Here is a 17578-nt window from a genome sequence, read left to right as displayed (position 1 = left end):
CAACCGTCCGTAGTCGTCTGTAGTCGTTCACAACGGAATATACGGAATATTCGGTCACTCGAACGGGTGGACCTCGGACTGGGGAGGCGCGCTGCGCCTCCCCGGTTCGTTCTGGGGGTGTGAGCGAGAAGAACCGTGACGGAAAGCGCACCGCCCGGGAGCGGATGGCGGTCGAGCGCGAGAAGCAGAAGGCCGCCGAGAAGCGTCGGCGTGCACTGATCGTGGGTGCCGGCGTGGTCTGCGTCCTGGGCCTCGCGGCGGTGATCGGCGTGGTCGCCGCGAACGCCGGCAAGGAGAAGAGCAAGAGCACGGGCCCGGCCGTGGCACCCTCGGGCGCGCAGGGCAAGGACAGCCTCGCGATCCCGGTCGGCAAGGACAGCGCCAAGCCGACGCTCACGGTCTGGGAGGACTTCCGCTGCCCGGCCTGCAAGGCCTTCGAGACGGTGTACCGCCCGACACTCCACGAACTGGTCGACGCCGGCAAGCTCAGAATCGAGTACCACCTGGTCCGGCTCATCGACGGCAACCTCGGCGGCAGCGGCTCCCTGCGCGCGGCCAACGCCGCGGCCTGCGCCCAGGACGCCGGAAAGTTCCGCGACTACCACGACATGCTGTACCAGAACCAGCCCAAGGAGACCGACGACGCCTTCGCCGACAACGCGAAGCTGATCGAGCTGGCGGGCAAGGTCGACGGCCTGGACACCCCCGCCTTCCAGAAGTGCGTCAAGGACGGCTCCCACGACAGCTGGGTGACCAAGTCGAACGCGGCCTTCCGGGCCGGCGGCTTCACCGGCACGCCCACGGTTCTGCTGGGCGGCAAGAACATCTTCCAGGACCAGACGATGACCCCGGCCAAGCTCAAGCAGATGGTGGAGGCGGCCAACCGCGGGTAAGCGTTTCTCGCGTCCCCGTTATCGACCCGTAGCCGGGCAGCTTGCCGTCCCCCTGGCCCGGCACGGTAGCGTCGACCTTGCCATGGAACTTGCCTACATTCCCAGCCCGTCGCGCGGGGTGATCCACCTCGGTCCCATTCCGCTGCGCGGTTATGCGTTCTGCATCATCATCGGCGTCTTCGTCGCCGTCTGGCTCGGCAACAAGCGCTGGATCGCCCGCGGCGGCCAGTCCGGCACAGTGGCGGACATCGCGGTCTGGGCCGTGCCGTTCGGCCTGGTCGGCGGCCGGCTCTACCACGTGATCACGGACTACGAGCTGTACTTCAGTGACGGCCGTGACTGGGTGGACGCCTTCAAGGTGTGGCAGGGCGGCCTGGGCATCTGGGGCGCCATCGCGCTCGGTGCGCTCGGCGCCTGGATCGGCGCGCGGCGCCGCGGCATCCCGATGCCCGCGTACGCCGACGCCGTCGCGCCCGGCATCGCCTTCGCACAGGCCATCGGCCGCTGGGGCAACTGGTTCAACCAGGAGCTGTACGGGCGCGAGACGCATGTTCCCTGGGCGCTGCACATCACCTCCTCCGAGGGCGGCCGGGTGCCCGGCTACTACCACCCGACGTTCCTCTACGAGTCCCTGTGGTGCGTCGGCGTCGGCCTCCTCGTGATCTGGGCCGACCGCCGCTTCAAGCTGGGCCACGGCCGGGCGTTCGCGCTGTACGTCGCCGCGTACTGCGTGGGCCGCGGCTGGATCGAGTACATGCGCGTGGACGACGCCCACCACATCCTGGGCCTCCGCCTCAACGACTGGACCGCGCTGGTCGTGTTCCTGCTGGCGGTGACGTACATCGTGGTGTCCTCGAAGCTGCGTCCGGGCCGGGAGACCGTGGTCGAGCCGGGCGTCGCCGACGGTGCCGCCGAGGCTGCCTCCGGCGGTGAGACCGAGACCGTCTCCGACGGTGAGGCCGGTGCCGAGGAGACCGGTACCGAGGCGAAGGACGAGAAGGACGAAGAGAAGGCCGAGCCCGAGGCGGCCGAGCCACAGGACGAGGCCGAGTCGGCGACCAAGAAGAGCTGACGCTGCCTGTACGACACTGAGGGCGCCCGGAGCCGCGCGGCGGTAGCCGCACATCGAAGCGGACGGGCGCCCTCGGCATTGGCGGGCGCGGTCACCCGTGACTGCTGTACTGCGCCTCGATCTCCGGCCGGTACGGCATGGACGCCGACGCGCCCTCCCGCTGCACGGACAGGGACGCCGCCGCTGCCGCCCAGGACAGGGCCTCCCGTACCGGCTTCTCCTCGGCGAGGGCGACGGCGAGGGTACCGACGAAGGTGTCGCCCGCACCCGTGGAGTCCACGGCCTTCACCTGGGGCGCCGGCACCACCAGGGGTTCGGTGCCCCGCGCCAGGTACAGGCTGCCCGTCGCCCCGAGGGTGATCACCACCTCCGGGACCAGTTCCAGCAGGGCGGCAGCGGCCTCGCGCGGGTCGGTGCGGCCGGTGAGGGTGATCGCCTCGTACTCGTTCGGCACCAGCAGGTCGGTCGCGGCGAGCAGCTCGGTCGGCAGCTGCCGGGCGGGGGACGGGGTGAGGACCGTACGGACGCCGTGCCGGCGCGCCGCCCGCGCGCCCGCGACGACCGCGGCCATGGGGATCTCCAGTTGCAGCAGCAGGGCGTCGGCGGAGGCGAGGACGCCCTCGTCGCCGGGGGAGAGGTGGTCGACGGTGCCGTTCGCGCCGGGGATGACGACGATCGAGTTGCCGCCCTCGTCGTCCACCACGATGTGCGCGGTGCCGGAGGGGCCCTCGACCGTGCGCAGGAAGTCGGTGTCCACACCGGAGTGCTCCAGGGTGTCGCGCAGCCGCACGCCGAAGGAGTCGTTGCCGACCGCGCCGATCATCGACACGGTGGCGCCGGCGCGGGCCGCGGCGATCGCCTGGTTGGCGCCCTTGCCGCCGGGGATCGTGCGGAACTCCCGTCCGGTCACGGTCTCGCCGCGCTGCGGCGCCTTGGTGACGTAGGTGACGAGGTCCATGTTGGTGCTGCCGAGCACGGCGATATGGGTCATGGGCGGGTCGCCTCCAGGTGGGTGAGGTGGGCGAGGGCGTCGAAGCCGGTGCCGTCGAAGTCGGCGACGGTGGTGGCGAGCCGGTTCTTGAGCGGGGCCCGCCAGTGGTGGGGCAGCGCGGCCGGTCCGCCCGCGAGCAGGCCGGCGATGCTCCCGGCGGTCGCGCCGTTGGAGTCGGTGTTCCAGCCGCCCGAGACCGCACGGCAGACGGAGCCGGTGAAGTCGCCGTCCGCGTGGGTGAGGGCGGCGGCGATCAGGGCGGTGTTGGGCAGGGCGTGCAGCCAGTGGTGGGTGGCGGCGTAGCGGTCGTGGAGTGCGTCCACGACCTCGTCGAAGTCCCCGTGCTGTCCGGCCAGCCGGATGCCGAGGTCGATCGCCTGGGCCAGCCGGGAGCGGGGCGGGACCACCGTGCGGCCGGTGCGCAGGCAGGCGTGGACGTCGCAGGCGCCCGTGGCCGCGGCGGCGAGGGTGGCGGCCGTGAACATCGCGGCGTAGACCCCGTTCGCGGTGTGGGTGAGGACGGCGTCGCGGTGTGCCTGCTCGGCCGCGGCGGCCGGGTCGCCCGGGTTGGTCCAGCCGTGGACGTCGGCACGGATCAGGGCGCCGGTCCACTCGCGGAACGGGTTGCGGTGGCGGGCGGTGTGCGGGGGCTCGATGCCGCAGAGCAGATTGCGGTGGGCGAGGCGCTCGGCGGTGGAGGTGCGGCCGGGCGGGAGCTCGTCGAGCCAGAGGCGGGCGACGTCCGCGGTGGTGAAGGTCTTTCCGTGCCGCTGGAGCAGCAGGAGGCCCAGGAGCGTGTGGTCGAGGTCCTCGTCCTCGGGCATGCCGTCGATGTTCTCGGCGAGGGAGGTGGCGGCCGAGCGGCGGTTCCAGGGGTACTGGGCGAGCAGGTCCCCGGGGACGCCCTGCGCGGTGAACCACGTGCTCAGCGGCCGGTCTCCGGCCGCCCGGGCGAGGGCGCGGATGCCGTCCAGGGGGAGCGCCTGAACGGGTCTGCCGAGGAGGCAGCCGGCGGCCCGGCCGAGCCACGCGGCCTCCAGGGCGAGGGGGGAGACGGAGGAGACGGCCGCGGCGGACCGGGCGGCGGAGGCCGTGGCGGACCCGGCGGCGGGCCAGTCGGGGCAGGCGGCCTTGATGGCCGTCAGATCCGTCGGCTCGTCGTCCGCCAGCCTGCTGGGCAGGTCGGCCAGCTCGTCCAGCAGGTCGTCCGCCAGCAGGCGAAGGTACCGGGATGCCCGGTGCGCCGACGCTCCCGCCGTCGGCGGGGCGTCGGGGCCGCCCGCCGCCCGCCAGCGCGCCTCGATCGCCGACGGCTCGCGGCCGTCCAGCCGGGCCTGGCGGAGTTCATGGCCCAGCAGGTCCTCCGGCTGGACCCAGCTCAGGCGGAGCATGGCAGGCTCCCCGGCCGCTCGGACGCGGGCGAGGACCCGCTCCTGTCGTCTCCTTCGAGCGTCGTGCATGTGGGCGTCATGCACCGAATCATCCCCCCGGCCGGGCCGGTTGGGGACGTTTTGGGGCTGTGTCCCCCGAGAGGGGGCACGAAGGGGCATGAAGAGGTAAAGCCGCAGGTTAGCCCAGCCTTTCCTTGCTGGCGGCGGAGAAAATATGGGCGTACTTTTGGCGTTGTTGAAAAGTAGAACTCGTCCAAAGTTAGCTTTGGCTAAGCTTTCCTGGGGGACCCCTCATGGCCATCCTCGACACCGAGGCCGCGCTGCACGTGGCGCACCGTGACAACCACACGCACCGCGATGTGAACGGCGGCTGGCTGCGCCCCGCCGTCTTCGGTGCGATGGACGGCCTGGTCTCCAACCTCGCCCTGATGACCGGTGTGGCCGGCGGTTCGGTGAGCCGGCAGGCGATCATTCTGACCGGTCTCGCTGGGCTCGCCGCGGGCGCCTTCTCGATGGCCGCCGGTGAGTACACCTCCGTCGCCTCGCAGCGTGAACTTGTCGAGGCCGAACTCGACGTCGAACGGCGCGAGCTGCGCAAGCACCCGCAGGACGAGGAGCGGGAGCTGGCGGCGCTCTACGTGGCCCGCGGGGTCGAGCCGGAGCTGGCGCGGGAGGTCGCGCGCCAGCTGTCGAAGGACCCCGAGCAGGCCCTGGAGATCCACGCCCGCGAGGAGCTGGGCATCGACCCCGGCGATCTGCCCTCGCCGCTGGTCGCCGCCGTCTCCTCCTTCGGCTCCTTCGCGCTCGGCGCCCTGCTGCCCCTGCTGCCGTATCTGCTCGGGGCGGGCGCGCTCTGGATGGCCGTGCTGCTCGCGCTCGCCGGGCTGTTCGGCTGCGGTGCCGTCGTGGCCAGGGTGACCGCGCGGAGCTGGTGGTACAGCGGGCTGCGGCAGCTCGCGCTCGGCGGTGCGGCGGCCGGTGTGACATTTCTCCTGGGCGGCCTGTTCGGAACGGCCGTAGGATAGCTCGACCGGTACTTATGCGATGGGCCGCATAAGTACCCGTTACTCGCTGGTTTCGACTGCTTTGCCACCGGGCATGAGCCGTAAGCGCTGTGGGCAATGACGCCCGCCGCACCTCCGCGGGGTGAGCGAAGAAGCTCACCCCGGCCCTTCGGGCCGACGGACACCGATCCGACCGATCTCGTTCTGGACGGCCTCCACATACTTCCGCCGCCTGTGCGCGGCACCCCGCCGTGACCCCACGGCGCCCTGCCGCGACCCCGCGGTGTCCGCATGTTGGAACGGGGTATCCACTTCCCGAGAATCACTCCATCATGTAACCTGCACGAAATTTTGCACTCCACGCAGAGGGCCAACGTCGTCCCTCGGCACAGCACTTGCCACATGACGACGACGGGAGAGCCGATGCGTACGCCGCGCCAGCCGTCCCAGCATTCCGCGAATGGCCAGAACTGGTCGTTCATGGATGCTCGCCCTGCTGCGCAGGGTATGTACGACCCCCGCAACGAGAAGGACGCCTGTGGCGTCGGTTTCGTGGCCACCCTCACCGGCGAGGCGAGCCATGCGCTGGTCGAGCAGGCGCTGACTGTTCTGCGCAACCTGGAGCACCGTGGCGCCACCGGCTCCGAGCCGGACTCCGGCGACGGTGCGGGCATCCTCTCCCAGGTGCCCGACACCTTCTTCCGCGAGGTGGCCGGATTCGACCTTCCCGCGGCGGGCTCCTACGCGGTAGGCATCGCCTTCCTCCCGGAGGAGGGCACCGAGGACGCCGTCTCGCGGATCGAGACGATCGCGGCCGAGGAAGGACTCACTGTCCTCGGCTGGCGCGAGGTCCCGGTCGCCCCCGAACTGCTCGGCGCCACCGCCCGCTCCACCATGCCGGCCTTCCGGCAGATCTTCGTCACCGACGGCGCCAGCGCGGGCATCGCGCTGGACCGCTCGGCGTTCGTGCTGCGCAAGCGCGCCGAACGCGAGGCCGGTGTCTACTTCCCGTCCCTCTCCGCCCGCACGATCGTCTACAAGGGCATGCTGACCACCGGCCAGCTGGAGCCCTTCTTCCCGGACCTGTCCGACCGCCGCTTCGCCTCGGCGATCGCCCTCGTCCACTCGCGCTTCTCCACGAACACCTTCCCGTCGTGGCCGCTCGCGCACCCGTACCGCTTCGTCGCGCACAACGGTGAGATCAACACCGTCAAGGGCAACCGCAACTGGATGCGCGCCCGCGAGTCGCAGCTGGTCTCGGACCTGTTCGGCCCCCAGGAGAAGCTGGAGCGGATCTTCCCGGTCTGCACGCCGGACGCCTCCGACTCCGCCTCCTTCGACGAGGTCCTCGAACTCCTGCACCTGGGCGGCCGTTCGCTGCCGCACTCCGTGCTGATGATGATCCCGGAGGCGTGGGAGAACCACGACTCCATGGACCCGACCCGGCGCGCCTTCTACCAGTTCCACTCCACGATGATGGAGCCCTGGGACGGCCCCGCCTGCGTCACCTTCACCGACGGCACCCAGGTCGGCGCCGTGCTCGACCGCAACGGCCTGCGCCCCGGCCGCTACTGGGTCACCGACGAGGGCCTCGTCGTCCTCGGCTCCGAGGTCGGCGTCCTCGACATCGACCCGGCCAAGGTCGTCCGCAAGGGCCGCCTGCAGCCCGGCAAGATGTTCCTCGTCGACACCGCCGAGCACCGCATCATCGAGGACGACGAGATCAAGGCGGCCCTCGCCGCCGAGTCGCCGTACGCCGAGTGGCTGGAGACCGGCGAGATCGAGCTGGGCGACCTGCCCGAGCGCGAGCACATCGTCCACACCCACGCCTCGGTCACCCGCCGCCAGCAGACCTTCGGCTACACCGAGGAGGAACTGCGCGTCATCCTCGCGCCGATGGCCAAGGCCGGTGCCGAGCCGATCGGTTCGATGGGCACGGACTCCCCGATCGCGGCCCTGTCCGAGCGCCCGCGTCTGCTCTTCGACTACTTCACCCAGCTGTTCGCGCAGGTCACCAACCCGCCGTTGGACGCGATCCGCGAGGAGCTGGTCACCTCCCTGCGCAGCTCGCTGGGCCCGCAGGGCAACCTGCTCGACCCGACCGCCGCCTCCTGCCGGTCCGTCGTGCTGCCCTTCCCGGTCATCGACAACGACGAGCTGGCCAAGCTCATCCACATCAACGCCGACGGCGACATGCCCGGCTTCAAGGCCGCGACCCTGTCCGGCCTGTACCGGGTCTCCGGCGGCGGTGAGGCGCTGGCCGCGCGCATCGAGGAGATGTGCGCCGAGGCCGACGCGGCCATCGAGAACGGCGCCCACCTGATCGTCCTCTCGGACCGCCACTCGGACGCCGAGCACGCGCCGATCCCCTCGCTGCTGCTCACCGCGGCCGTCCACCACCACCTCATCCGCACCAAGCAGCGCACCCACGTGGGCCTGCTGGTCGAGGCCGGCGACGTCCGCGAGGTCCACCACGTCGCCCTGCTGATCGGCTTCGGCGCCGCGGCCGTGAACCCGTACCTGGCGATGGAGTCCGTCGAGGACCTGGTCCGCGCGGGCACCTTCCTGTCGGACATCGAGCCCGAGAAGGCCATCCGCAACCTGATCTACGCCCTCGGCAAGGGCGTCCTGAAGGTCATGTCCAAGATGGGCATCTCGACGGTCGCCTCCTACCGCGGCGCCCAGGTCTTCGAGGCCGTCGGCCTGGAGGACGCCTTCGTCGAGAAGTACTTCAACGGCACCGCCAGCAAGATCGGCGGCGTGGGCATCGACGTCATCGCCAAGGAGGTCGCCGCCCGCCACGCCAAGGCCTACCCGGCCTCCGGCATCGCTCCCGCGCACCGCGCGCTGGAGATCGGCGGCGAGTACCAGTGGCGCCGCGAGGGCGAGCCGCACCTGTTCGACCCGGACACGGTCTTCCGCCTCCAGCACTCCACGCGCACCGGCCGCTACGACATCTTCAAGAAGTACACCGAGCGTGTGAACGAGCAGTCCGCGCGCCTGATGACGCTGCGCGGCCTGTTCGGCTTCAAGTCCGACCGCCCCTCGATCTCCCTCGACGAGGTCGAGCCGGCGAGCGAGATCGTCAAGCGCTTCTCCACCGGCGCCATGTCGTACGGCTCCATCTCCAAGGAGGCGCACGAGACCCTCGCCATCGCCATGAACCAGCTGGGCGCCAAGTCCAACACCGGTGAGGGCGGCGAGGACCCGGAGCGCCTGTACGACCCGGCGCGGCGCAGCGCCATCAAGCAGGTCGCCTCCGGGCGCTTCGGCGTCACCTCCGAGTACCTCGTCAACGCGGACGACATCCAGATCAAGATGGCCCAGGGCGCCAAGCCCGGCGAGGGCGGCCAGCTGCCCGGCCACAAGGTCTACCCGTGGGTCGCGAAGACGCGTCACTCGACGCCGGGCGTGGGCCTGATCTCCCCGCCGCCGCACCACGACATCTACTCCATCGAGGACCTGGCCCAGCTGATCCACGACCTCAAGAACGCGAACCCGCAGGCGCGGATTCACGTCAAGCTGGTCTCCGAGGTCGGCGTCGGCACGGTCGCGGCGGGTGTGTCCAAGGCGCACGCGGACGTCGTGCTGATCTCCGGTCACGACGGCGGTACGGGTGCCTCCCCGCTGACGTCGCTCAAGCACGCGGGTGGTCCCTGGGAGCTGGGCCTCGCCGAGACCCAGCAGACCCTGCTGCTCAACGGCCTGCGCGACCGCATCGTCGTCCAGACCGACGGCCAGCTGAAGACCGGCCGGGACGTGGTCATCGCCGCGCTGCTCGGCGCCGAGGAGTTCGGTTTCGCGACCGCGCCGCTCGTCGTCTCCGGCTGCGTGATGATGCGCGTCTGCCACCTGGACACCTGCCCGGTCGGCATCGCCACCCAGAACCCGACCCTGCGCGACCGCTTCGCCGGCAAGGCCGAGTACGTCGTGAACTTCTTCCGGTTCATCGCCGAGGAGGTCCGCGAGATCCTCGCCGAGCTGGGCTTCCGCTCCATCGAGGAGGCCGTCGGCCACGCCGAGACGCTCGACGTCACCCGTGCCGTCGACCACTGGAAGGCGCAGGGCCTGGACCTGGAGCCGCTCTTCCACGTGCCGTCGCTGCCCGAGGGTGCGGTCCGCCACCAGATCGTCGCCCAGGACCACGGCCTGGAGAAGGCGCTGGACAACGAGCTGATCAAGCTGGCCGCCGACGCGCTGGCCGCCCCGGACGCCACCGCCGCACAGCCGGTGCGCGCCCAGGTCGCCATCCGCAACATCAACCGCACGGTCGGCACCATGCTCGGCCACGAGGTGACGAAGAAGTTCGGCGGCGCGGGCCTGCCCGCCGACACCGTCGACATCACCTTCACGGGCTCGGCCGGCCAGTCCTTCGGCGCGTTCCTGCCGCGCGGCGTCACGCTGCGCCTGGAGGGCGACGCCAACGACTACGTCGGCAAGGGCCTGTCCGGCGGCCGGATCGTCGTCCGCCCGGACCGCGCGGCCGACCACCTCGCCGAGTACTCGACCATCGCGGGCAACACCATCGGCTACGGCGCCACCGGCGGCGAGCTGTTCCTGCGCGGCCGTACCGGTGAGCGGTTCTGCGTCCGCAACTCCGGCGCGCTGGTGGTCTCCGAGGGCGTGGGCGACCACGGCTGCGAGTACATGACCGGCGGTCGCGCGGTGGTCCTCGGCGAGACCGGCCGCAACTTCGCGGCCGGCATGTCCGGCGGTATCGCCTACGTCATCGACCTCGACCGCGACAACGTCAACGTCGGCAACGCCGGATCGGTCGAGGCGCTGGACGCGGCGGACAAGCAGTGGCTGCACGACGTGGTGCGCCGCCACGCCGAGGAGACCGGCTCCACGGTCGCCGAGAAGCTGCTCGCCGACTGGGACGCGGCTGCGGCCCGGTTCAGCAAGATCATCCCCAGCACGTACAAGGCAGTGCTCGCCGCCAAGGACGCCGCCGAGCGAGCGGGTCTCTCCGAGACCGAGATCACCGAGAAGATGATGGAGGCGGCGATCAATGGCTGACCCGAAGGGCTTCCTGAACCACGGCCGCGAGGGCGCCGAGTCCCGTCCCGTCGGTGAGCGCGTCAAGGACTGGAACGAGGTCTACGTCCCCGGCTCCCTGCTGCCGATCATCAGCAAGCAGGCCAGCCGGTGCATGGACTGCGGCATCCCGTTCTGCCACAACGGGTGTCCGCTGGGGAACCTGATCCCCGAGTGGAACGACTACGCCTACCGCGAGGACTGGGCCGCGGCTTCCGAGCGCCTGCACGCGACGAACAACTTCCCGGAGTTCACCGGCCGTCTGTGCCCGGCTCCCTGCGAGTCGGCGTGCGTGCTCGGCATCAACCAGCTGCCGGTCACCATCAAGAACGTCGAGGTCTCGATCATCGACAAGGCGTGGGAGACCGGGGACGTCGCCCCGCGGATCCCCGAGCGCCTGTCCGGCAAGACGGTCGCGGTCATCGGCTCGGGCCCGGCCGGCCTGGCCGCCGCCCAGCAGCTCACGCGGGCGGGCCACACGGTCGCGGTGTACGAGCGCGCGGACCGCGTCGGCGGCCTGCTCCGCTACGGCATCCCCGAGTTCAAGATGGAGAAGCGGCACATCAACCGCCGTATCGAGCAGATGCGCGCGGAGGGCACCCGCTTCCGGACCGGTGTCGAGGTCGGCCGCGACATCAACGCCCGCGACCTGAAGAAGCGGTACGACGCGATCGTGATCGCCGCCGGCGCCACGACCGCGCGCGACCTGCCGGTGCCGGGCCGCGAGCTCAAGGGCATCTACCAGGCGATGGAGTACCTGCCCCTGGCCAACAAGGTCCAGGAGGGCGACTACGTCACCGCGCCGATCTCGGCCGAGGGCAAGCACGTCGTCGTGATCGGCGGCGGTGACACCGGCGCCGACTGCGTGGGCACCGCCCACCGCCAGGGCGCGGCCTCCGTCACCCAGCTGGAGATCATGCCCCGCCCGAACGAGGACCGGCACCCGACGAACCAGCCCTGGCCGACCTTCCCGATCCTGTACAAGGTCACCTCGGCCCACGAGGAGGGCGGCGAGCGGATCTACTCCGCCTCCACCACCCACTTCGAGGGCGACGAGGACGGCAACGTGCAGTGGCTGCACCTGGCCGAGGTCGAGTTCGTCGAGGGCAAGCTGACCCAGAAGCCGGGCACCGAGCGCAAGATCCCGGCCCAGCTGGTGACGCTGGCCATGGGCTTCACCGGCACCGACCGGGAGAACGGCCTGGTGGACCAGTTCGCCCTGGACCTCGACGAGCGCGGTAACATCGCCCGCGACGCCGACTTCCAGACGAACGTGCCGGGAGTGTTCGTCGCCGGTGACGCCGGCCGCGGCCAGTCCCTGATCGTGTGGGCGATCGCGGAGGGCCGCTCGGCCGCCCGTGGCGCCGACCGCTTCCTGACCGGAGCCAGCGACCTGCCGGCCCCGATCCGCCCGACGGACCGCTCCCTGGCGGTCTGACGGCCCCTCAAAGACGTCCCGCACAACGGCGTGCGGAACACAGACGACGCCTGCCCGCCATGTCCCCGACCGGACGGCTGGGACAGGCGTCGTCGCCTTTCCCGGACCCTTTCGGACCCTCTTCCGGATCTACGCAGCGCATAGGGTGGGTTCCTGGCACGCGAGGCGACGGGGGGAGCAGGGGCATGGCCGCGATCAGTCTGCGCAAGGTGGAGGAGACCGCGCCCGCGCTCGTCGGCGCGTACCGGTCCGCGGGGGTCTCGCTGCACAAGCACGGCCTGGACGGCCTGCGGGCCGCCGTCTACCTGGTGGTCGACTACTCGGGCTCGATGAAGCCGTACTACAAGGACGGCAGCGTGCAGGCGCTCGCCGACCGGGTGCTCGGGCTGTCCGCGCACCTGGACGACGACGGGCGGGTGCCGGTGGTGTTCTTCTCCACGGACATCGACACCGTCACCGACATCGCGCTCGCCGGCCACACGGGCCGTATCGAGCGGATCGCGGCCGGGCTCGGCCACATGGGCAAGACCAGCTACCACCTGGCGATGGACGCCGTCATCGACCACTACCTGGACAGCGGCGCCCGCGAACCGGCCCTGGTCGTCTTCCAGACCGACGGCGGCCCGATCAACAAGCTCGCCGCGGAACGCTATCTCTGCAAGGCGGCGAAGCTCCCGCTGTTCTGGCAGTTCGTCGGCTTCGGCGACCCGGACAGCCGCCAGTTCGACTTTCTGCGGAAGCTGGACGAACTGGCGGTGCCGGGCAAGCGGATCGTCGACAACGCCGGCTTCTTCCACGCGGGCCAGGACCCGCGCCGGGTCTCCGACACCGAGCTGTACGACCGGCTCGTCGGCGAGTTCCCCCGCTGGCTGACGGCGGCACGGGCCGCGGGCATCGTACGGCCGGCCTGAGCCGTCACCGGCCATGCTCTGACGGTCAGCGGGTCAGGCGGGCGGCGGCCTTGCGCTGCCGGTCGCTCATGACGGAGAGGAAGCGGATCACCGTCCTCAGCTCGTCGGTGCTGAACTCCTCGCAGGCCTCGACGATGTCCCGTGCCCAGTCCTCGAAGAACGGCGCCAGCTCGCCGAGTTTCTCCTCGTTCAGCTCGACCAGTACCCGGCGCTTGTCCGTCGGGTGCTTCACCCTGTGCACGAACCCCTTGGCCTCCAGCCGGTCGAGCAGACCCGTGACGGAGGCCGGCGCCAGCCCGGTCAGCTCCGCGAGGTCCTTCGCCGTGAGCGGCCCCTCCCGCTGCAGGTAGTCGAGGGTCTTCTCCTCCGTGGCGTTCAGCCCCTGCTTGGCGGCGACGGCCGAATGGAACATCACCGTCACCCCGCTGTGGGCCCGCCCCACGTCCATGAGCTGCTGCAACGTCTCGGCGCGCGCCGCTTCGTCGGTCCGGTCCCGCTCTTGCTCGCTCATGGGAGCAGGCTAGCAAAAATTTCGTTCGGTCGAACTAACTACTTGCGCGAGGGTGCGTGTCGGTGCAAGTCTTTCGTTAGGTCGAACGAAATAAATCCGAGCAGGGGAGACCCCCATGTCCACGACTGTCACCACGTCCCCGCCCACCGTGGCGGAGCCGCACCCGCGGCGCTGGGCCGCCGCCGTCGTCATGATGATCGCGGCCCTGATGGACCTGCTGGACACCACGATCGTCAACGTGGCGATCCCGTCCATCGGCCACGATCTGCATGCCTCGCCCGGTGAGCTGCAGTGGCTGGTCTCGGCCTATCTGCTCGGCTTCGCCGCCGCGCTGATCGTCTCCGGCCACCTCGGCGACCGCTTCGGCCGCCGCCCGCTCTTCCTCGCCGGAACGGCGGGCTTCGGACTGGCGAGCCTGGCGTGCGGGATCGCCCAGTCACCGGGGCAGCTGATCGCCGCGCGGGCGGTGCAGGGCGTGCTGGCCGCGGTGCTGGTGCCGCAGGTGATCGGCTCCTTCCGCACGATGTTCCAGGGCAAGGAGCGCGGCGCCGCCTTCGGCATGTACGGCGCCATCGCCGGGTTCGCCTCGGCGATCGGTCTGCTGCTCGGCGGGGTGCTCACCGACGCCGACCTGTTCGGCTGGGGCTGGCGGTCGGTGTTCCTGGTGAACGTGCCCGTGGCCGTGGGGACCTTCGTGGCCGGGCTGCTGCTGGTGCCGGCCACGCGTGAGCGCTCGGCGGGCCGGCCGGACGTGCCGGCGAGCCTGGCGCTGGCCGGCGGACTGGTCGCGATCGTGCTGCCGCTGGTGCAGGGACGCGAGAACGGCTGGCCGCTGTGGGGCTGGCTGTGCCTGGCCGCGGGTGTCGTGGCGGTCGCCGGGCTCGGCGTGTACGAGGCGCGGCGGCACCGGCCCGGGATCGTCCCGCTGCTGCCGGCGCGGGCCTTCGGGCTCCCGGCGTTCTCCGTGGGCGTCCTCGTCCAGCTCCTGTTCTCCGTCGGCATGCAGGGCTTCTTCCTGGTCTTCGCGGTCTGGCTGCAGGGCGGCGAGGGATACACGCCGATGCAGGCCGGCGTGGTGACGGTCGCCTTCTCGGCCGGCAGCTTCCTGACCGCGCCCGCCGCGGACGGACTCGCCGTGAAGTACGGGCGGCTCGTGCTCGGCGCCGGAGCGCTGCTGATGGCAGGCGGCTTCGGCTGGGTGTGGGCGGCGGTCGACGGCGCACCGGCCGTGCACACCGGGGCGTGGCCGCTGGTTCCGGGGCTGGTGCTCGCCGGGGCCGGGCTCGGGTTCCTGGTGGTGCCGCTGGTGAACGTGGTGCTGTCGGCGGTGCCGGAGGAGCTGGCCGGCGGGGCGTCCGGGATCTTCTCCACGGCTCAGCAGTTCGGGGGAGCGCTGGGGGCGGCGGCGATCGGCACGGTGTTCTTCGGGCGGGTGCAGTCGGGGTTCACGGGGGCGCTGAGCCATGCGATGCCGTGGGTGGTGGCGGTGTTCGTGGCGTGCGGGGTGCTGTGCGCTGCGCTGCCCCGGCGGGCGGTGACCGAGCACCTCGGCTGACGTCGTGCTAGGTGTCGCACTCCAGCACCGTCCTGCACAACCCGCACCGCGCGCGGACGCGCCCCCGTACCGGGACCCTGATCCGCTGGTGGCAGGTGGGGCAGGGGAAGGAGACGCGGAGGTGGCCCGCCGGGTCGGGGGTGAAGGCGTAGGGGGCCGTCGGCGGGCCGCCGGAGGCATGGCGGCGGTCGTGGGCGTAGCGGCGGCGCCCCGCCCAGCCGGCCGCGGTCAGCGGCGGCTGCTGCTCGTCCCGGCGGGCCCGCGCCATCCCCTGCTCGTAGGCCGTGTAGGCCTGCGGGCTGGTGAACCACACGGAAGGGTCCTCGTGGAACAGCAGCGACCGCTTGGCCAGTACGTACCCGAACTCCTCCGGCGTGAGATAGCCGAGCTTCTGGGAGGCCTCCCCGTGCTCGCGGTAGGCGTCCAGCAGCAGCCAGCCCGCGCCCAGATAGGTCGCCGCCGTGTCCGTGAGGATCTCGTTCTCCGCCGTGGTGGGGAAGGCGAGGTCCAGGCGGTGCAGGTAGACGTGCGCCACCTCGTGGGCGAGGGCCGCGCCGATGTCCGCGCGGTGGGTGCGGAAGCGGTCGTTCAGCTCCACGAAGTACTCGGGGCCCGCCGCCAGTTCGACGTTGGCCGCATGGGTCATCTCCCGGAAGCCGACGATCAGCCGGGCGTCCGGCAGCCGGAAGTGCCGGACGATCTCCCGGGCCACGCGCTGCGCCCCCAGATGCAGGTCGTCGGTGTCGCAGAAGGCCACGTCGGCCGGGGCCACGCTGGTCGAGAAGGTCTGCACGGTGTCGTACGACAGGCGTTTGTACAGCGCGGTGACGGCGGCCCGCACCGTTTCCAGATGCGGGTAGCCGTGCTCGACCGGTCCGCCGTTCGCCACGTCCGTACCCCCAAAGACGCCGGGAACTCCTCTCCACAGTATGCGCGGCAGGCCGTCGCTCACACCGGCAGCAGGCGGGGCGCCGGGAGCTCCGGCGCGGCCTCCTCCAGCTCCAGCACCCACACCTCGTTCCCGCCGCCCTCCCGCAGCACCGGCCCGGGGACGTACAGGGAGCGCTGCGGGCCCGCCGACCAGTAGCGGCCGAGACCGAAGCCGTTGATCCAGACGAACCCGCGCGTCCAGCCCGGCAGTTCGAGCCGGGCGTCCCCGGCCCCGCGCACCGTGACCGTGCCCCGGTACAGGCCCGCGCAAGAGTCTCCGGGAAGTGCCCCGAAGGGCACCGGCTCCACACCGCCCTCGAAGGCGTCCAGGTCCAGCCCGCGCGCGCGTACCCCGTGCAGGTACTGCCGCTCGTGCAGGATCCCGCCGGTGATCCCCTTCGCCTCGCCGAGCCGCGGCCCGTAGTTCACCCTCCCCAGGGACTCCACCCACAGCTCCACGCGCGCGGGGCCCGCCACGGGCTCCTTCAGCCGGGGCTCCTCCTCGGTCAGCACCCCGGCCCGCCCGCCGTCGACGTACACCACCGCGCGGTCCCGCAGCCCGCTCGCCGTCAGCGGGTAGGGCCGCCGCGGCCCCGGCACGTGGACCTCGTAGCGCACCAGGCCCCGGGTGACCCCCAGCTCCTCGAAGGACGGCGGCAGCGGCGTGACCTTCTCCTCGCCGCCGAGCGCCTCCAGGACGTCCTCCAGGCCGGCCCACTCGGTGAGTGTCACGTCCGCCGGAGAATCCAACCGAGCAGGCGGGGGCGGCAGTTCGGGCAGTGGGCCGGGGCTGTGGGCGGCCAGCACCTCGCGCAGGCGCCAGAACTTCTCCGTGGGCCGCCCGAACTCGTCGACGGGGGCGTCGTAGTCGTACGACGTCACGTCCGGCTGCAGTGGTCCCTCGTGCAGTTCGCCGGCCCGGTTGGCGCCCGCCCAGCCCGCGAAACTCGTGCCGCCGTGCGCCATGTAGAGGTTCACCGACGCCCCGCACTCCAGGATCTCCCGCAGGGCCTCGGCCGCCTCCGCGGGGTCCCGTACGACGTGCTCGCCGCCCCAGTGGTCGAACCAGCCGCACCAGAACTCCATGCACATCAGCGGGCCCTCGGCGCGGTGGCGGCGCAGCGTCTCGAAGGCCGCGCGCGTGTGGGAGCCGAAATTCACCGTGGCGAGCACCCCGGGCAGCGAACCGCCGGTGAGCATGTGGTCCTCGGGCCCGTCCGAGGTGAACAGCGGGACCGTGACCCCCTCGGCGCGCAGCATCCCGGCCAGCTCCTCCAGATAGCCCGCGTCGGAGCCGTAGCTGCCGTACTCGTTCTCGACCTGCACCATGAGCATCGGGCCGCCGTGGTCGATCTGCCGGGGCACGAGCTCGGGCAGCAGTTCGCGGAACCAGTTCCGCACGTGGAACAGGAACCGCTCGTCGCGGGTACGCGCGCGCGTGCCCACCTCGCCCGTCACCCAGGCCGGCAGCCCGCCGTTCTCCCACTCGGCGCAGATGTACGGCCCCGGCCGCACGATCGCCCACAACCCGGCCTCCCGGACCGCGTCCAGGAAGCGGCCGGCCTGCCGCACGTCCCGCGTGGTCCCCGGGCGCGGCTGGTGCAGGTTCCAGGGGACGTACGTCTCCACGCAGTTGAGGCCCAGCGCCCGCAGCATCGCCAGCCGGTGCCGCCACTGCGCCTCGTGCACCCGGAAGTGGTGCAGTGCCCCGGACAGCAGCCGCACCGGCCGCCCGTCCAGCAGGAAGTCGGACTCCCCGACCGTGAACTCGCTCATGCCCGCCAGCCTCACCCCTGGCCGCGACCGGCGCCATGGACGAAGATCGGCGCTGCTTGGACAAAAGTC

Annotated in this window: 12 protein-coding genes; 7 read left to right on the top strand and 5 right to left on the bottom strand. The window is 71.5% G+C overall.

Going from position 1 to position 17578, the window contains the following annotated elements:
* Positions 1–119 precede the first annotated feature (119 nt).
* Together ACWD35_RS14610 and lgt are read left to right on the top strand one after the other, a co-directional pair.
* A complete protein-coding gene (locus tag ACWD35_RS14610; RefSeq protein WP_451351556.1) occupies positions 120–893 on the top strand; it encodes a DsbA family protein in 774 nt (257 codons plus the stop codon).
* 82 nt (positions 894–975) lie between these two features.
* The gene (gene lgt, locus ACWD35_RS14605; protein WP_451351555.1) at positions 976–1965 is read left to right on the top strand and encodes a prolipoprotein diacylglyceryl transferase; all 990 of its coding nucleotides are present in this window, start codon (positions 976–978) and stop codon (positions 1963–1965) included.
* Positions 1966–2056: 91 nt separating this feature from the next.
* On the opposite strand, the gene rbsK is transcribed toward lgt, so the two are convergent.
* Together rbsK and ACWD35_RS14595 are read right to left on the bottom strand one after the other, a co-directional pair.
* Positions 2057–2956, bottom strand: coding sequence for a ribokinase (gene rbsK / locus ACWD35_RS14600; RefSeq protein ID WP_451351554.1), 900 nt, complete (start codon positions 2954–2956; stop codon positions 2057–2059).
* Complete coding sequence (locus tag ACWD35_RS14595; protein ID WP_451351553.1) at positions 2953–4347, bottom strand: ADP-ribosylglycohydrolase family protein; 1395 nt, start codon at positions 4345–4347, stop codon at positions 2953–2955. Before ACWD35_RS14595 ends, rbsK begins: the two co-directional genes overlap by 4 nt.
* A 293-nt stretch (positions 4348–4640) precedes the next feature.
* On the opposite strand from ACWD35_RS14595, the gene ACWD35_RS14590 reads away from it, so the two are divergent.
* The 4 genes from ACWD35_RS14590 to ACWD35_RS14575 all read left to right on the top strand — a co-directional run bounded on the left by ACWD35_RS14590 (position 4641) and on the right by ACWD35_RS14575 (position 12737).
* Positions 4641–5372: a VIT1/CCC1 transporter family protein gene (locus ACWD35_RS14590; protein ID WP_451351552.1), complete on the top strand. Its 732-nt coding sequence runs from the start codon at positions 4641–4643 to the stop codon at positions 5370–5372.
* Positions 5373–5774: 402 nt separating this feature from the next.
* Positions 5775–10370 carry a glutamate synthase large subunit gene (gltB, locus tag ACWD35_RS14585; RefSeq protein ID WP_451351737.1) on the top strand — a complete coding sequence of 1532 codons (4596 nt, stop codon included), beginning with the start codon at positions 5775–5777 and terminating at the stop codon, positions 10368–10370.
* Positions 10363–11826: a glutamate synthase subunit beta gene (locus ACWD35_RS14580; protein ID WP_451351551.1), complete on the top strand. Its 1464-nt coding sequence runs from the start codon at positions 10363–10365 to the stop codon at positions 11824–11826. The genes gltB and ACWD35_RS14580 overlap by 8 nt, the downstream gene beginning before the upstream one ends.
* Before the next feature lie 185 nt (positions 11827–12011).
* On the top strand, positions 12012–12737 hold the full coding sequence (locus ACWD35_RS14575) for a vWA domain-containing protein (protein WP_451351550.1): 726 nt from the start codon (positions 12012–12014) through the stop codon (positions 12735–12737).
* A 25-nt stretch (positions 12738–12762) separates the two neighbouring features.
* Here the strand turns inward: ACWD35_RS14575 and ACWD35_RS14570 are convergent, their stop codons facing one another.
* Complete coding sequence (locus tag ACWD35_RS14570) at positions 12763–13248, bottom strand: MarR family winged helix-turn-helix transcriptional regulator (protein ID WP_451351549.1); 486 nt, start codon at positions 13246–13248, stop codon at positions 12763–12765.
* A gap of 115 nt (positions 13249–13363) precedes the next feature.
* Between ACWD35_RS14570 and ACWD35_RS14565 the strand changes: the two genes are divergently transcribed.
* Positions 13364–14803: an MFS transporter gene (locus tag ACWD35_RS14565; protein WP_451351548.1), complete on the top strand. Its 1440-nt coding sequence runs from the start codon at positions 13364–13366 to the stop codon at positions 14801–14803.
* Between the two features lie 7 nt (positions 14804–14810).
* Here ACWD35_RS14565 and ACWD35_RS14560 read toward each other — a convergent pair whose 3' ends face one another.
* A complete protein-coding gene (locus ACWD35_RS14560) occupies positions 14811–15692 on the bottom strand; it encodes a hypothetical protein (protein WP_451351547.1) in 882 nt (293 codons plus the stop codon).
* A 59-nt stretch (positions 15693–15751) separates the two neighbouring features.
* Positions 15752–17509 carry a glycoside hydrolase family 35 protein gene (locus ACWD35_RS14555; protein ID WP_451351546.1) on the bottom strand — a complete coding sequence of 586 codons (1758 nt, stop codon included), beginning with the start codon at positions 17507–17509 and terminating at the stop codon, positions 15752–15754.
* Positions 17510–17578 lie beyond the last annotated feature (69 nt).

The sequence above is a fragment of the Streptomyces sp. NPDC002671 genome (assembly GCF_053592475.1).
This window is presented reverse-complemented; position numbering and strand designations above follow the sequence as displayed.

What these genes read in the sequence shown, in the direction of transcription:
- ACWD35_RS14590 (WP_451351552.1), top strand. Translation starts at nt 4,641, where the DNA reads ATGGCCATCCTCGACACCGAGGCCGCGCTGCACGTGGCGCACCGTGAC.
- rbsK (WP_451351554.1), bottom strand. Translation starts at nt 2,956, where the DNA reads ATGACCCATATCGCCGTGCTCGGCAGCACCAACATGGACCTCGTCACC.
- ACWD35_RS14595 (WP_451351553.1), bottom strand. Translation starts at nt 4,347, where the DNA reads ATGCTCCGCCTGAGCTGGGTCCAGCCGGAGGACCTGCTGGGCCATGAA.
- ACWD35_RS14575 (WP_451351550.1), top strand. Translation starts at nt 12,012, where the DNA reads ATGGCCGCGATCAGTCTGCGCAAGGTGGAGGAGACCGCGCCCGCGCTC.
- ACWD35_RS14570 (WP_451351549.1), bottom strand. Translation starts at nt 13,248, where the DNA reads ATGAGCGAGCAAGAGCGGGACCGGACCGACGAAGCGGCGCGCGCCGAG.
- ACWD35_RS14565 (WP_451351548.1), top strand. Translation starts at nt 13,364, where the DNA reads ATGTCCACGACTGTCACCACGTCCCCGCCCACCGTGGCGGAGCCGCAC.
- ACWD35_RS14555 (WP_451351546.1), bottom strand. Translation starts at nt 17,509, where the DNA reads ATGAGCGAGTTCACGGTCGGGGAGTCCGACTTCCTGCTGGACGGGCGG.
- ACWD35_RS14580 (WP_451351551.1), top strand. Translation starts at nt 10,363, where the DNA reads ATGGCTGACCCGAAGGGCTTCCTGAACCACGGCCGCGAGGGCGCCGAG.
- gltB (WP_451351737.1), top strand. Translation starts at nt 5,775, where the DNA reads ATGCGTACGCCGCGCCAGCCGTCCCAGCATTCCGCGAATGGCCAGAAC.
- lgt (WP_451351555.1), top strand. Translation starts at nt 976, where the DNA reads ATGGAACTTGCCTACATTCCCAGCCCGTCGCGCGGGGTGATCCACCTC.